This window comes from Fodinibius sp. GM108 (assembly GCF_058386985.1).
Genome location: NZ_JBYEIR010000004.1, coordinates 278,480 through 292,464, shown reverse-complemented (window position 1 = coordinate 292,464; position 13,985 = coordinate 278,480). Strand labels below are relative to the sequence as shown.

The 13,985-nt window shown below is 44.4% G+C and carries 12 protein-coding genes; 10 read left to right on the top strand and 2 right to left on the bottom strand.

All coding sequences use genetic code 11. The annotated features are described in order from the left end of the window. Positions 1-84: 84 nt before the first annotated feature. Positions 85-2,133, bottom strand: coding sequence for an excinuclease ABC subunit UvrB (uvrB, locus tag ACT3ID_RS09300; RefSeq protein ID WP_491541745.1), 2,049 nt, complete (start codon positions 2,131-2,133; stop codon positions 85-87). Between the two features lie 363 nt (positions 2,134-2,496). On the opposite strand from uvrB, the gene tyrA reads away from it, so the two are divergent. Continuing rightward, entirely contained in the window at positions 2,497-3,630 is a 1,134-nt protein-coding gene (gene tyrA / locus ACT3ID_RS09295) for a bifunctional chorismate mutase/prephenate dehydrogenase (RefSeq protein WP_491541744.1), read from the top strand. 87 nt (positions 3,631-3,717) lie between these two features. Here tyrA and ACT3ID_RS09290 read toward each other — a convergent pair whose 3' ends face one another. Beyond that, complete coding sequence (locus tag ACT3ID_RS09290; RefSeq protein WP_491541743.1) at positions 3,718-4,386, bottom strand: nitroreductase family protein; 669 nt, start codon at positions 4,384-4,386, stop codon at positions 3,718-3,720. A gap of 331 nt (positions 4,387-4,717) precedes the next feature. On the opposite strand from ACT3ID_RS09290, the gene ACT3ID_RS09285 reads away from it, so the two are divergent. The 9 genes from ACT3ID_RS09285 (at position 4,718) to ACT3ID_RS09245 (ending at position 13,981) form a co-directional block, all read left to right on the top strand. Further along, positions 4,718-5,503, top strand: a complete 786-nt coding sequence (locus ACT3ID_RS09285) for a CsgE family curli-type amyloid fiber assembly protein (RefSeq protein ID WP_491541742.1) — start codon at positions 4,718-4,720, stop codon at positions 5,501-5,503. 1 nt (position 5,504) lies between these two features. After that, positions 5,505-5,945 (top strand): curli production assembly/transport component CsgF, encoded by a 441-nt coding sequence (locus tag ACT3ID_RS09280; protein WP_491541741.1) that lies wholly within the window; start codon positions 5,505-5,507, stop codon positions 5,943-5,945. Then, positions 5,938-7,323, top strand: a complete 1,386-nt coding sequence (locus tag ACT3ID_RS09275) for a CsgG/HfaB family protein (protein WP_491541740.1) — start codon at positions 5,938-5,940, stop codon at positions 7,321-7,323. The genes ACT3ID_RS09280 and ACT3ID_RS09275 overlap by 8 nt, the downstream gene beginning before the upstream one ends. A 5-nt stretch (positions 7,324-7,328) precedes the next feature. After that, complete coding sequence (locus ACT3ID_RS09270) at positions 7,329-7,466, top strand: hypothetical protein (RefSeq protein ID WP_491541739.1); 138 nt, start codon at positions 7,329-7,331, stop codon at positions 7,464-7,466. A 105-nt stretch (positions 7,467-7,571) separates the two neighbouring features. Beyond that, a complete protein-coding gene (locus ACT3ID_RS09265; protein WP_491541738.1) occupies positions 7,572-8,732 on the top strand; it encodes a hypothetical protein in 1,161 nt (386 codons plus the stop codon). A gap of 63 nt (positions 8,733-8,795) precedes the next feature. Then, complete coding sequence (locus tag ACT3ID_RS09260) at positions 8,796-9,959, top strand: hypothetical protein (protein ID WP_491541737.1); 1,164 nt, start codon at positions 8,796-8,798, stop codon at positions 9,957-9,959. An 83-nt stretch (positions 9,960-10,042) separates the two neighbouring features. Next, entirely contained in the window at positions 10,043-10,597 is a 555-nt protein-coding gene (locus ACT3ID_RS09255; protein ID WP_491541736.1) for a hypothetical protein, read from the top strand. 17 nt (positions 10,598-10,614) lie between these two features. Next, positions 10,615-11,280: a carboxypeptidase-like regulatory domain-containing protein gene (locus tag ACT3ID_RS09250; RefSeq protein ID WP_491541735.1), complete on the top strand. Its 666-nt coding sequence runs from the start codon at positions 10,615-10,617 to the stop codon at positions 11,278-11,280. Between the two features lie 373 nt (positions 11,281-11,653). After that, on the top strand, positions 11,654-13,981 hold the full coding sequence (locus ACT3ID_RS09245) for a TonB-dependent receptor (RefSeq protein ID WP_491541734.1): 2,328 nt from the start codon (positions 11,654-11,656) through the stop codon (positions 13,979-13,981). Positions 13,982-13,985: the final 4 nt, after the last annotated feature.

Genomic DNA, 13,985 nt, shown 5'->3' with positions numbered 1-13,985 from the left:
TATAGAAACGAATATTACGGATATAGCAGATTTACACAGATAAATAACGGCGGTCACCTGCCAATCCGTTGTATCTGCGTTCTGTTAGTCCAATTCGTTTTCAAGTTGTTCGATTTGATCGCGAATACGCGCGGCTTCTTCAAACTCCATATTCTGGGCGGCATTATACATCGATTCTTTCAGATACTCCAGAAACTCCTCCTTGTCATCAAAGGTTACCTCTTTCATTGCAGGATTTGCCTTATACTTGATGCCTTCATCAGCCACTTTAACAACCTCAAGCGCCTCGCCTTCTACATCTTCCTCATCCAGGTCAAAGCTCTGATTCGATATCAACGCCGGATCAACAAGCGGCTTTAGCTCTTTCTGAATTGTTTCGGGCGTAATACCGTGCTCTTCGTTGTATTCTTTCTGGATTTTTCGACGCCGCTCTGTTTCATCAATTACAGTCTGCATACTGTCGGTGATCTTATCGGCGTACATAATCGCTTTTCCGTTTACATTACGGGCAGCGCGACCGATTATCTGAAATAGTGATGTCTCCGAACGCAGAAAACCTTCTTTGTCGGCATCGAGAATGGCAACGAGGCTGAGCTCGGGAATGTCAATCCCCTCACGCAGCAGGTTAATACCCACAAGCACATCAAAGTCGCCGCGCCGGAATTTAAAAAGCACCTCCACGCGTTCCATGGCATTCAGCTCGCTATGCATATAAGCAGCCGAAATGCCCACGCTTTTCAGATATTCGCTAAGCTCTTCGCTGAGTCGTTTGGTAAGCGTAATACAAAGCACACGATCTCCCTGGGCTACGCGCTTTTGGATCTCATCAAGCAGATCATCAATCTGGTTTTCAACAGGACGCACTTCAATTTCGGGCTCCATAAGTCCGGTTGGACGCACAATCTGCTCAACGACCACGCCACCGCTTTTTTCGAGCTCATAATCGCTCGGTGTCGCGCTTACGAAAATTGCCTGATTAACCAAGCTTTCCCATTCTTCAAATGTCAGCGGACGATTATCCATGGCTGAAGGCAGCCGGAATCCATTTTCCACAAGCTCTATCTTCCGCGAGCGGTCGCCACCGTACATAGCCGAAATTTGCGGTACCGTCTGGTGACTCTCATCCACCACGAGTAAAAAGTCATCCGGAAAATAATCGAACAAGCAGTACGGTCGTTCACCCGGTTTACGCTGGCTGAGGTAGCGCGAATAATTCTCAATACCAGAGCAGTAACCGATCTCCTGCATCATCTCGATATCAAAAAGCGTGCGTTGCTCCAGACGCTTGGCCTCAAGATGCTTGCCCTCATCAGTAAGCGTACCAATGCGCCAGTTAAGTTCATCACGGATCTGATCAATTGCCTCTTCAAGACGTCCCTGTGACGTTACGTAATGCGAGGCTGGATAGATCTTGAATTCCTGCACCGTATCAAGCACATTTCCTGTTTCGGGATCGATCAGCTCCATCTTTTCGATCTCATCGCCCCAGAAATGGATTCGTAACCCATCCTCAGCATAAGCCGGATACAGATCCACAACATCACCGCGCACCCGAAACGTACCACGGCTAAATTCGCGATCATTCCGCGTGTAGTGCAGGTCCACCAAATCATAGAGCAATTTGTTTCTGGGGATATCCTTGCCTGTCTCAAGGGTAATAATCAACTTTTTATATTCCGATGGCGAACCAATGCCGTAAATACAGCTCACCGACGATACAATAATTACGTCGCGCCGGCCCGACAGCAGGGAGCTCGTCGCCCGCAAACGGAGGCGCTGAATTTCATCATTAATCGACAAATCCTTTTCAATATACTTGTCCTGCGACGATATATACGCTTCCGGCTGATAGTAGTCGTAATAGGAGATAAAAAACTCCACCCGGTTATCCGGGAAGAAGTCGCTGAGCTCTCGGTAGAGCTGTGCAGCCAATGTTTTATTGTGACTCATTACCAGCGTGGGACGCTCAACCTGGTCGATTACATCGGCTACGGTTCGGGTTTTTCCCGACCCCGTAATACCAAGCAGCGTCTGATATTTATCACCGTTTTCTATTCCCTCCACCAGCTCTTCAATAGCTTGCGGCTGATCGCCGGCCGGTGGCCAGGGAGACTGTAAATCGAAATGGGACATGTATTAACTACTTATCTTTATCTTAGGCCCTCGCAGTTTAACAATGGAAACTCTATTGATTAGTCATTCATCCGCTGTAAAACCCCGAGGTTCTTAGCTGATTTCTACTACATCTTAATAAAACAAATATAACGCTGAATCATTCTGTTAAAATCCCATATTTTTAGGGCAATTGACAGCAAAGCTTTACTTTTAGTTTTGTTTGATGACTCTCTACTGATTTCTCTCTGCAAGCAGGGAGAAAAACTCTTTTATTAGATGAACTATCCTTTTAAAAAGTTCCTACCCAAATTATCAGGGAAGGACAGGAGAGGTCAATCAATCGGCAGAAAGTTAACTGACAGATGGAAACTTAAATACCAAATGACTCCCAAAGAAAAGAAGTTAAATCCCCAGCGCAAGCGCATTGACGAAATTGATACCAAGTTGCTCGAACTTTTGGCTGAGCGACGCCAGATTGTACACGAAGTGATCGATAAGAAAATAGAAAACCAGCTTCCCATTTTTGCTCCCAAGCGGGAAGATCAAAAAACTAAAAAGTTTCGCGAAATGGCTGCCGAGCACGATCTGGATCCCGATTGGGCCGAGGATTTCCTGCGAATGATCATGTCTTCGTCACGCGCCAGCCAGTCGTCCAATGAATTCCCGCGCGCTACCGAAGAACCTAAAAACATCCTCATTGTTGGTGCAAAAGGCGGAATGGGTAGTCTGTACTCGCGCATAATCGAACAGACGGGGCACAACATCTACAAAATCGATAAGCACAACTGGCACGAGCTCGAGGAGATAGCTCCCAAATTAGATCTGGCCATCGTTTCAGTGCCTATCAATATTACAGGGGATGTGATCGAGCGCCTGGCACCCAAGCTGAAATCGGAAACCATCCTTGCCGATTTTACCAGCAATAAAACCGATCCGATCAAAACGATGAAAGAGGCTCATGACGGACCCGTATTGGGATTACACCCGATGCATGGTCCAGATGTCGACAACCTTTCGAAACAGCTGATGGTTGTCTGTACTGCACGGGATGCCGAGGCTTCGCAGTGGATTATTCAGCAAACCAAGCTCTGGGGCATGCGCGTGGTTGAAGCTGATGCCGAAAAGCATGATCACGTGATGCACATGGTTCAGGGACTGCGTCACTTTGTAGCCCTGCTGCACGGCTCGTTTATGAAAACCTACGATCTGAAACCGCAGGATATCCTGGATTATTCGTCACCCATCTACCGAGCCGAGTTGATGATGACGGGACGTATTTTCGCCCAAAGCGCCGAACTATATGCGGATATCGTTTTTGCCAATGAAGAGCGCCGTGAACTGCTGCTCAGCTTTATCGAACACAATGACCGGCTGGCGCAAATGGTTAAAGATGATGACAAGGAAGGATTCATTAAAGAATTCGAGTCCGTGACTGATTTCTTTGGCAAGTTTGCATCCCAGGCGCTGAAAGAAAGCGGTTATTTGATTAACCGGCTTGCGGATCGATTCGCGTGATTGTTTGCGCTTAAAAGATTAACCGCAGAGTTGCACAGAGGATTTCGCAGAACTCTATGAACTAATACAAGATATTGCCTAATTACATCAGATAAAGCTCGCTATCTCATCCAGCGACTTCTTGCTGATATCGGGCACTTTTACATCCCCTTTTGGATAACCGACGACCAACAACAGAAACGGCCGCTCATTGTCAGGGCGGTCCAAAACTTTGTTCAAAAATCCCATGGGGCTTGGAGTATGTGTCAGGGAAACCAGTCCGGCATTATGTATTGCTGTTATCAACATTCCTGTTGCAATTCCCACCGACTCCTTTACATAGTAATGAGTTACTTTTTCACCGTTTTCGTTGAGGCCGTAACGCTCCGAAAATATCGCTATCAAGTAAGGCGCCTCTTCCAAGAACGGCTTTTCAGCATCGGTTCCGAGTGGAGCTAACGCCTCCAGCCACTCATCGGTAGCGCGATTTTCATAGAATTCACGTTCCTCTTTTTCGGCTGCTTCGCGAATTTCTTTCTTCACCTCCGGATCACTCACTACTGAAAAATGCCACGGTTGTTGGTTGGCACCGTTGGGAGCCGTTCCAGCCGTTCGTATGCAATCTTCAATAATCTCCCTCGGCACCGGGCGATCAGAAAATTCACGGACTGTCCGGCGGCGTTTCATATCTTCATAAAATGATTTTGCACGCGCTCTCATCTCATCTACGGGATATTCTTGATAATCGGTATGGGGAACAAATTCTCCTTGGGCCATTTCTTTTGCAACTATTTAATTCTAATTAATAAGTAACTGTTGGTGTATGGTTCCATTATGATACGAAATTACACATTTCCTTTTTCTGTGGGATTATTTTTCACAAATCTGTCTGTGTAATTATTACAACGTACCGAGACTTCTCACCGTCGAACAAATAATTAATACTACATTAGCCATGAATTCCTTATGACAATGAAGGAATAAACCTTTCTGTTTTTATGTAAAAATAAGTCTGGCACGCTAGTTGTTAGGTTAATGATAAAACATACATTGGCGGTATTCCTGCAAAGAGAGCAGGGATATATTTATAACATTCATCGGGAATAATATGGAAAATCGGGAGAGACTAGAACCAATATCATTCGTCACAATTGGTAAAATCAAGATATCTTTTGTCTTGATAGCTGCTTTATTTTTTTCATCCAGCAGCAGTTTCGCCCAACCTGGTTCTGATACTTTTACCTATACCGTTAAAAAAGGGGATTTTCTTTCTGCCATAGCCATGAAGTTAGGTAGCGCGAGTTTTTGGCAGCCGATATTTTCTGCCAATAATGATAAAATTGATAATCCGGATATCATTTTTCCCGGGCAGAAACTTTTAATCCCTCCCTCTGTAGTACATTCGGATAAGTTTACAGGCATCGTTCCCGGAAAAGAACTAGCAACCAAACCTGATAACAAAGAGAAAGCATTAGCATCGGACTCTTCTGACGTTTCACTCGACACGTTCCGAGAAGCATTTTCTGCCTTAACAGGAGTCAAGGAAGAAGAAGCTTCTAAACCATCCCCCAAATCAATTGATCCGGGCCTGGAATTTGGCGGATTGGTTATTGATGAGACACGCAGCAAAATTGGCCAGGATTTTTTCAACGTTTTCTATCAAAATTGGGAGGCGCCATCCGGACTATCCAATTTTATACTCACTATTACGGAACAACCAGCCCCGGGAATGGGAACTATTGTGGCTGTAAAGCTTGATAACCAGCTGATATTTCAATCCAGACTGCAACCTCGTCGACCTGTTATTGAGCAGCAAGCCCACCGGGCGATTGTTACAAGCCATCACTATCTGTATCAAAAAATTCAATTATCTGATGAATTAAACGGTTACTGACATGATTAAAGAGACACATTTTATAGCAAGCATTGCGTTCACACTTGCATTGTTCCTGTGCTCATTTCAATCGGGGATGGGGCAAGAGTTAGTTTATAAACCTAAAAATCCCGCTTTTGGCGGCAATTCGTTGAACTATCAATGGCTGATGAGCTCCGCCAATGCTCAAAATCTCTACAATAGCAGTGCAAGGAGTGGTTACCAGCGAGATCCGCTAGATGATTTCGAGCAGTCACTGCAGCGACAGGTTTTATCTGAGCTTTCGCGTAATCTCATTCGTGATAAGTTCGGTGAAAACATGGATTTGACTAAAGATAATCATTTCGAGTTCGGTGAATTTACAATTGATGTAATGCCGGGTATCGACGGGGTTGAAGTGCGCATATTTAATGTCCTCACAGGAGACGAAACCAGTATTACGATTCCAAATTTCAATGAATAATATCATAATCCAAATATCGTGTATCGCCTTCTTGGTTTGGTCAGCAGGGTGCTCGGCTGTACAGCCATTACAAACAGAACGCGTACAACCCGGCATTGAAAGCAAGTCGAGCAGTTCATTGAAAAAGCTGCCTCCTCCCGACAACAAAGTTGTTGCTGCTGTTTATCGTTTCAGCGACCAGACAGGGCAATACAAATCTGCAGAGCAAGGGGCAAGTTGGTCTACAGCTGTAACACAGGGAGCCACATCAATTCTGATAAAGTCAATGACAAATTCCGGGTGGTTTATCCCGATTGAGCGCGAAAATATTTCCAATCTGATGAATGAGCGTAAAATTATTAATTCAACCCGCGCTCAAAATGGTGACAACAATGGATTGCCTCCGCTTCTTTTTGCTGGTGTATTGTTAGAAGGAGGCATAATCGGTTATGACACAAATGTGATAACAGCAGGTGCAGGTGTACGTTATCTCGGAATGGGAGGTTCTGGACAGTTTCGAAAAAATCAGGTTACTATCTATTTACGAGCTGTTTCAACTCAAACGGGACGTATTCTTAATACGGTTCATACCACAAAATCAATTATTTCTCAACAACTGGATGGTGGGGTGTTCCGCTTTGTAGATGAAAACAAACTGCTCGAAGCCGAAGCTGGCTACAGCTTTAACGAGCCACCAGTGCTGGCAGTAACCGAAGCTATAGATGAAGCCTTAAAGACATTGGTTATCGAAGGTGTAAATGAAGGGATATGGGCACCGCACGATCGGGAGCTATTCAACAGTTACACCGAAGAATTTTATCAGAACAGCCTTGAAAGAGCAAATACTGAAATCGATTTCTGGGGACTAACGAAAAATTATAACCTGCGATCAGGGCTTAATGCCTCAGCTAATTTTATTTATGGAACCCACATCGGCAATTATCCAAATACGGAATACTGGGGTGGCGGATCTTTACAGCTGGAGTATTTTTTAAGCTCTTCAGTTTCCATTGTCGGCAATGGGCAGCGTTCAACAATCAGTACGGCTGATGTTTTTTCGGAGGAATATTACGGATTCGATCTGCAAATCAGAAAATATATTACACCACACTACCCGCTTTCACCCTACCTGAGCGTTGGTGGCGGAGGTATTATCTATGAAAAAAGTCCCACGTTAAGAAATAATGACGGATGGTTCGAAAATGGACCTTATCCCACTGCCAATGCACAGGCAGGTCTGGACTATAAGATTTCTGACACTTTCGGTTTCCGCATAGGGTTTGACTATCGATACCTATTGGATGAAAAGGGGCTCGACGGAATTAAACAGGGAAATATTTTTGATCAACAATGGAATATTGTAACCGGACTTACATACAGTCCAAAATTTTTGAGATAGAAATTATGCAACAAAGGACATGGAGTAAAAACGAAGGGCAACGCCGGACGCTTACTGCAGGGGATAATCCCGAAACAGTAAGTGAGCATACCCAGCGCCGCCCCGTAAATCCTTACCACTTATATAATATAGTAAAATGGTAGGGCCTTTACAGCTTCGTTCTTTGCTCCTGACTTCAAAGGCCTTTGGCCGGAGAGAAACGAGGATCAACCTCAACTATAAATCAAAAATGAAACAGGAGTAATACTATGAAAAAGCTAATAACATTAATCGTAATGATCTGCGTTACGGCGGGCATTTCTTTTGCCCAAAATAACGAAGCCACGCTTGATCAAGATGGAGACGGTAATTCCTCTACTATCCAACAAGCACTGGCAAACAATTCAGAAGCCGACGTTAAACAAGAAGGCGATTATAACTCTTCTACCATTACGCAAGTAGGCATGGATAATGATGCCAGCTTATACAATGTAGGAGACGATAATTCAGTCTACCAAAAGCAAGTCGGAAGTGATAACAACCAGCGCATTGAGCTCTGGGGCGATGACAACCAGTACAGTGCCGAGCAATGGGGAAGTGATAACTTTGTTTACCTCAACGCTCGTGGTACCGGACCTGGTTTATTTGGCCGTGCCAGCAATGGTGGTGATAATAATCACAATTCTGCTGACATCAAGCAATCAGGTGATCACAACATGTTCACAGGTGGAATTACCGGCAGTCACAACACGGTATCCACAAAACAAGACGGCGACTATAACCAAATCGGAGGATCATTATTCTCTGTTCCGGGCGGTGTCCTATCTACTAACGGGACAGGAGTTGGAGGCTTCATTTCCAGCCTTATCTTTGGTGATGCCTGGAGCGCAAACGGTGTAAATATTTACGGTGATTACAATGAAGTGGATATTACGCAGACTGGTAGCTACAACACCAATATGGCATTTGCAGAAGGTGACGACAACAAAATCGTCCAGCGTATGACGAATGGCAACAGCAATACAGCTGTGCAAGGTATCTTAGGTTCCGACAACAAATCTGTTCTGGAACTCTGGGGCGATCACAATACGATGGTAACCGCTCAAATGGGCGATAATAACGACATCTTCATGAATGTTCGTGGAACCGGATCTGGATTCACTAATGGTGGTGGCAATGATGATAACTTGTTCGTTGGAGTTCAAGTAGGCCACAACAACATGATTTCCGCCGGCATCGACGGATCTCATAACCAATTGCTGGTCGGACAAATTGGATCTGGCAACGCGGTTGGTTCTGGACTCTATGCTGTTGACGGAGCTCGAATTGAAGGCAGCTACAACACGCTGGACATCCTTCAGCTGGGTAACGACAATCTCGTTAATGCCGGCATTGTTGGGGACGGTAACACATCTACTATCCTGCAATAAAAACAATTATTTGAGGAGCATCCCTTCAGTGTGGATGCTTCTCAAAATCAAAATTCTAGCATTATGAAAAAACTAATCACAGTGCTCCTTACGCTTCTCATTACTACGGGAGTTGTTTTTGCCCAAAGTAATGAAGTGACATTAGATCAGGATGGAGATAATAATGTTTCTACCATTACCCAGGTATTATCCTGGAATTCTGATGCTGATGTCAAGCAAGAGGGAGACAACAATACTTCAACAGTTGAACAGGCTGGATTAAAACAAAGCGCCAGCTTGTACAATGTTGGAGATGGAAATACGGTTACCCAAATGCAGTACGGGGCTAAAAACAGCCAACGTATTGAACTTTGGGGTGATAACAACCACTATAGCGCCGACCAAATCGGCTATAGCAACTTCGTATATCTGAATGCCCGCGGTACCGGACCGGGATTGTGGGGCCGTCCTTCTAATGGCGGTGACAATAATTCCAACATTGCTGATATAGAGCAAACCGGAGTTAACAACCTGTTTACCGGCTCTGTTGCGGGAAGCTATAACATGATATCTACTGAACAAGATGGCCATGGCAACCAAATAGGTGGCAGTTATTCCACCGGTATGCCATCGGCAGCTCCACACGGTGCTCCCGTAGGTACATGGGGATTTCTCTCCAATGTCTATAACGGTAGTGCCTGGAGTGGAAACGGCGTAAACATCTACGGAGATGGCAACGAAGTTGATCTGGAACAGTCGGGTAACGCCAATACTAACTTTGCTTTCATAGAAGGTGATGACAGTAAAATCGTTCAGCGCATGACTGACGGATCACGCAACATTGGCATCCAGGTGCAAGAAGGAACAGGCAATAAATCGGTAATGGAACTGTGGGGCGATGACAACCTGATGCTTACCGCTCAAAATGGTTCCGGTAATGATCTGTTCCTGAACGCACGAGGTACCGGCTCTGGGTTCACTAATGGTGGTGGCAATGATTCAAACGTGTTTGTGGGCCTGCAGGCGAAAGACGATAACCTGATTTCCGCCGGCATTGATGGGTCTTACAATGAAGTAGGACTCGTTCAGTATGGTTCTGATAATACTATTGGATCCGGATTATATGCTGTTGATGGAGCTCGTGTTGAAGGCAATTACAACACACTGAAAATCGGTCAGTTCAGTGACAGTAACAGTGCATTCGCATCCATTACAGGAAACAGTAATGAATCGACTATTATACAATAATATACTTTTGGAGGTGTCCCTTGAATGGGATGCCTTCTTTTAACCAATGAAAACTACAACCAATAATTGAGAGGGAACAGGTTATGAAGATAATAACATCACTGCTCATTATAAGCGCGATATCCATTTCAACAGCGCTAGGGCAAATCAGCGAAAAAGAAGTGTACCCAAAACAAGCATCGATAAATCATAATGAGGCGGTTAAGAATTTTAGCAAAGGGTTTGTCTCTAACTATTGGGGAGGCACATTTCTTGACAGTGATTATGAGCTGGCAGGTTTCAACAAAACGGCCACTATAAATGTAATGGGATCAGACAATGTAAGCATTCTTTCGCAGTACGGATATGGCCTTACGGGAATAATGAATATTCAGGGGAATTACAATAAAACCAGCCTTACCCAAACCGGTACAGATCTAATGTCAATTCTGAATATCGAAGGATCACATAACGAATTTAATATGGATCAGTACGGCAGCGGGCTATCTAATTTTGTAAATGTTTCGGGTTTAGGATTACAGTTCGATGCCCGACATACCAACTACGGATTTGAGATGACTCAACAAGGCGTAAATTCCATTCCGCTGTCGATTCAACAGACCGGCCGAACAGTACCTATTACTATCAAAAACAACTGAATTCAGGAATGAACCTTATGAAAAATTCAACAATAATATCATCTATCCTGCTTACAGGATATCTTGTATTGATAGGTTGTACAACCGATGTTGTCGATCCTGAATTTTATGGAGGGATAAACGGCACGGTTATCAACAGCGAAAACAATGAGACAATCCCTGGGGCCAGTATTGAAACCAATCCTCCCACCGAAGTACTGCTTACTGACGAAGAAGGGAACTTTACAATTGACGATATTCCTACAGGAAGCTATCAGATCAAAGTTAGAAAATCAGAATTCAAATCAACCTCGGTAACCCTCAAAGTAAATGAAGATCGTATCTCTTCGGCTACAATAACGCTCGAACCCGAGAATGAACAAACGGTGAGTAAAGATATTTTGGAGGCAGAAGTCACATCCTGGATTCAGCGGGGATCTTCAGATAGTTCTTTTGTAGATGTTGAGTTCAGAATGAATAACACAAGCTCATCGAATTCAATTGCCGAGATTGAGATCTACTTTGATATCCATACCGATGGAGAAATCTACTATTATGAAGTAAGAGATGAGCAGCTTGACCCGGGAGAACAAAATTTTGGTGCTTTTGAAAAATTTGTTCGTCACCATGTCGTTGATTCCGTGATAGTTTCGGGCCTATGGCTAAAAGAAAAAAGTGATACTGACGGTGATGATAATCATTAGAAATGATTCTAACTGCTTCACATCCAACCTGAAGGAATGCTCATTTCGACAGTACATATAATAGATACGATAACTTAAAAATATTAAGACGCTAACCATCCTTTATTTGCATTGAAAAAGGTCGCTATTAGCACAAATAACAAGTATCTAATAGCCACTATGCAAAAAACAACCTCCGCCAGAAGAATAAGACTCTGATAATCTTTGTTACAACAAGTAAATTACATCAACAGGTTCTAAAAATAATTTTCAATAACGAATTTAATTTTTCATAATTAGAATTCTTCAGATGCAACTAACATAAATCTCCCAATATTCTTCGATTATCTATTATTTTAGTCAAGTTTCTTATTCATCATTCTAAGATTTATTTATGCCCTCACTCTCACATGAATTCAAGGTTTTGCGTATATCACCTATAATTGGTATTGCAACGGTCCTTATTACATTACTAACTGCCGGCCCTCTCTTTGCTCAACAAAACAGTTCTACTCTTCGTGTGATTGTTACATCTGCCGATGACGGAGGACCAATTATAAATTCGAATATTTTGCTCACCGGTCCTGAGGGTGACACCCTCCATGCCGGCGCATCTGACAGAGATGGTCTCAAAGAATTCTCAAATATTGCTGCCCAAACTTATCAGCTTCATATAAGCTATATTGGGTATCAACAATATCGGGAAACCATTACTCTGGAAGCTGGCGAAACACATATCCACGAGGCCTCCCTGCAGACAGAAACAGTAGAAATTGATGAATTGACCGTTGGCGTCAGAAGTGGAGCCGTCCGCCGCGAGGCCGGTCGCCAGACGATCACTGCGAGAGATATCAACCTTGTTCCCGCTCCGGGCGGGGGCGGTGACCTAAGCAGCTATCTGCAAACCCAGCCCGGGGTAGTGACTTCAGGGGATAAAGGAGGAGAGTTTTATATTCGGGGCGGTACTCCCTCACAAAATATTGTTCTGCTTGATAATATGCCTATTGTTAAACCTTTTCATATTTCCAACCTCTACTCGGCCTTTCCCCAGGAAGTTATAAATAATGTTGATTTTTATGCCGGGGGGTTTGGAGCCGAATATGCAGGAGCTGCCTCCTCCATCCTGGATGTTAATCTAAAACAAGGAAACTTGAAAAAGTTTGAAAGCAGCGCATCTGCGAGTCCTTATCTTACTTCGATTCAGGCAGAGGGGCCTATTGTAGAAGACAGAAGCTCAATCCTATTCGTCGGTCGTCGCTCCGCCATTGACCAAACCGCTCCCACGCTAACGGGGGAACAGGTGCCGCTGTTATTTGGTGATGCCATAGCCCGATATTCGATGAACTGGTCCGGACTAAGCTGTAACATAACCGGACTTTATACCCATGACGAGGGCCAAATAAATCCCGACCGGGACGTGCGACTCCAATGGAGCAACAAGGCCGTGGGGCTCCGTTGCCTGGGCTATGGGGAACAGCTCGACAATACAATTGATATCACTATGGGATATTCAGGGTTTACCAGCTCGGAGCGCGGAATCGATGACTTAGGTCGTAACTCCGATCTCAACAAAGGATTTCTGCAGCTAGACAACGGAGGGAATGCCTGGGGCATGGACTTTGAATATGGATTCAGATGGAATCTGAATTTTTATAGTGCTACGCTGTATGAACCGTTCCCGGAGCTGCGAGATGAGGAGGTACGATATCCCGGACTGGATGCATCACTGGATGAGTTTGAATCAGTCTTAAGCGGATATATCTCCATGGCTTGGGAACCATCTGATGATCTGACCATCACCCCCGGTTTAACCTCTCAAAACCGGCACGCTGATATGGCCGTAACCCTGGAGCCACGGCTGCGCGCCAGCTGGCACCCCGGCGGCAGCGAACGACATGAAGTGACCTTGTCCGGCGGCAGATATATCCAAATGATGGAAGGCATAACTGACGAGCGTGATGCCGGAACTGTGTTTTACGTTTATAAACCAGTCGATCTGGACGAACCCATGCCGGAAGCATGGCACGGCATTCTAGGCTATAACCGCCAATTTGGAGAGTCCATTGAAGCGAGCATCGAAGGGTACGGTAAGAAGTTGTCGAACTTTCTGGTCTCCAAATGGACCCAGGAACCCGGGAATACTATTCGCACGACAACAGCAGATGGAGTCATTTATGGAGCAGATCTGCAACTTGAATTTAACCAATACCCCTTTTACATGTCCGTCGGATACGGGTGGTCGAAAATAACGTATGAAGTACCTACCAGTGAAGTAGCTGCTTGGCGCGAAGAAACTATCTTCCGGTATAATCCGTCTCATGATCTGCGTCATCAGTTCAATGCAGTTGCCAGCTACAATGTTGCAGGCTTCACGGCCAACGCTAACTGGCGGTTCAATAGCGGTAATCCTTTTACCCGCCTTTTTGCTCTTGATTTTGCTTTAGAAAACCTTCCGGATCAAGATGTAATAAAAGACAGAGGAACTGCTAAATCGCTATACTCTGAGCCTTTTGACGGAAGGCTTCCAAGTTTTCATCGGCTTGATATATCCCTAAGCCGTACGTTCGATTTTTCATCCAGTATATCCCTGAAGACCGAAGTCGGAGCTATCAACGCTTACGATGTGAGAAATGTATTTTATTTTGACATCAATACATTTGATCAAGTCGATCAAACACCCCTGCTACCGTATGCTTCGATTAGTGCAAAGATTAACAAATAAATAT

What these genes read in the sequence shown, in the direction of transcription:
- ACT3ID_RS09280 (WP_491541741.1), top strand. Translation starts at nt 5,505, where the DNA reads ATGATTAAAGAGACACATTTTATAGCAAGCATTGCGTTCACACTTGCA.
- ACT3ID_RS09245 (WP_491541734.1), top strand. Translation starts at nt 11,654, where the DNA reads ATGCCCTCACTCTCACATGAATTCAAGGTTTTGCGTATATCACCTATA.
- ACT3ID_RS09275 (WP_491541740.1), top strand. Translation starts at nt 5,938, where the DNA reads ATGAATAATATCATAATCCAAATATCGTGTATCGCCTTCTTGGTTTGG.
- ACT3ID_RS09270 (WP_491541739.1), top strand. Translation starts at nt 7,329, where the DNA reads ATGCAACAAAGGACATGGAGTAAAAACGAAGGGCAACGCCGGACGCTT.
- uvrB (WP_491541745.1), bottom strand. Translation starts at nt 2,133, where the DNA reads ATGTCCCATTTCGATTTACAGTCTCCCTGGCCACCGGCCGGCGATCAG.
- ACT3ID_RS09290 (WP_491541743.1), bottom strand. Translation starts at nt 4,386, where the DNA reads ATGGCCCAAGGAGAATTTGTTCCCCATACCGATTATCAAGAATATCCC.
- ACT3ID_RS09285 (WP_491541742.1), top strand. Translation starts at nt 4,718, where the DNA reads ATGGAAAATCGGGAGAGACTAGAACCAATATCATTCGTCACAATTGGT.
- ACT3ID_RS09250 (WP_491541735.1), top strand. Translation starts at nt 10,615, where the DNA reads ATGAAAAATTCAACAATAATATCATCTATCCTGCTTACAGGATATCTT.
- ACT3ID_RS09265 (WP_491541738.1), top strand. Translation starts at nt 7,572, where the DNA reads ATGAAAAAGCTAATAACATTAATCGTAATGATCTGCGTTACGGCGGGC.
- ACT3ID_RS09260 (WP_491541737.1), top strand. Translation starts at nt 8,796, where the DNA reads ATGAAAAAACTAATCACAGTGCTCCTTACGCTTCTCATTACTACGGGA.
- ACT3ID_RS09255 (WP_491541736.1), top strand. Translation starts at nt 10,043, where the DNA reads ATGAAGATAATAACATCACTGCTCATTATAAGCGCGATATCCATTTCA.
- tyrA (WP_491541744.1), top strand. Translation starts at nt 2,497, where the DNA reads ATGACTCCCAAAGAAAAGAAGTTAAATCCCCAGCGCAAGCGCATTGAC.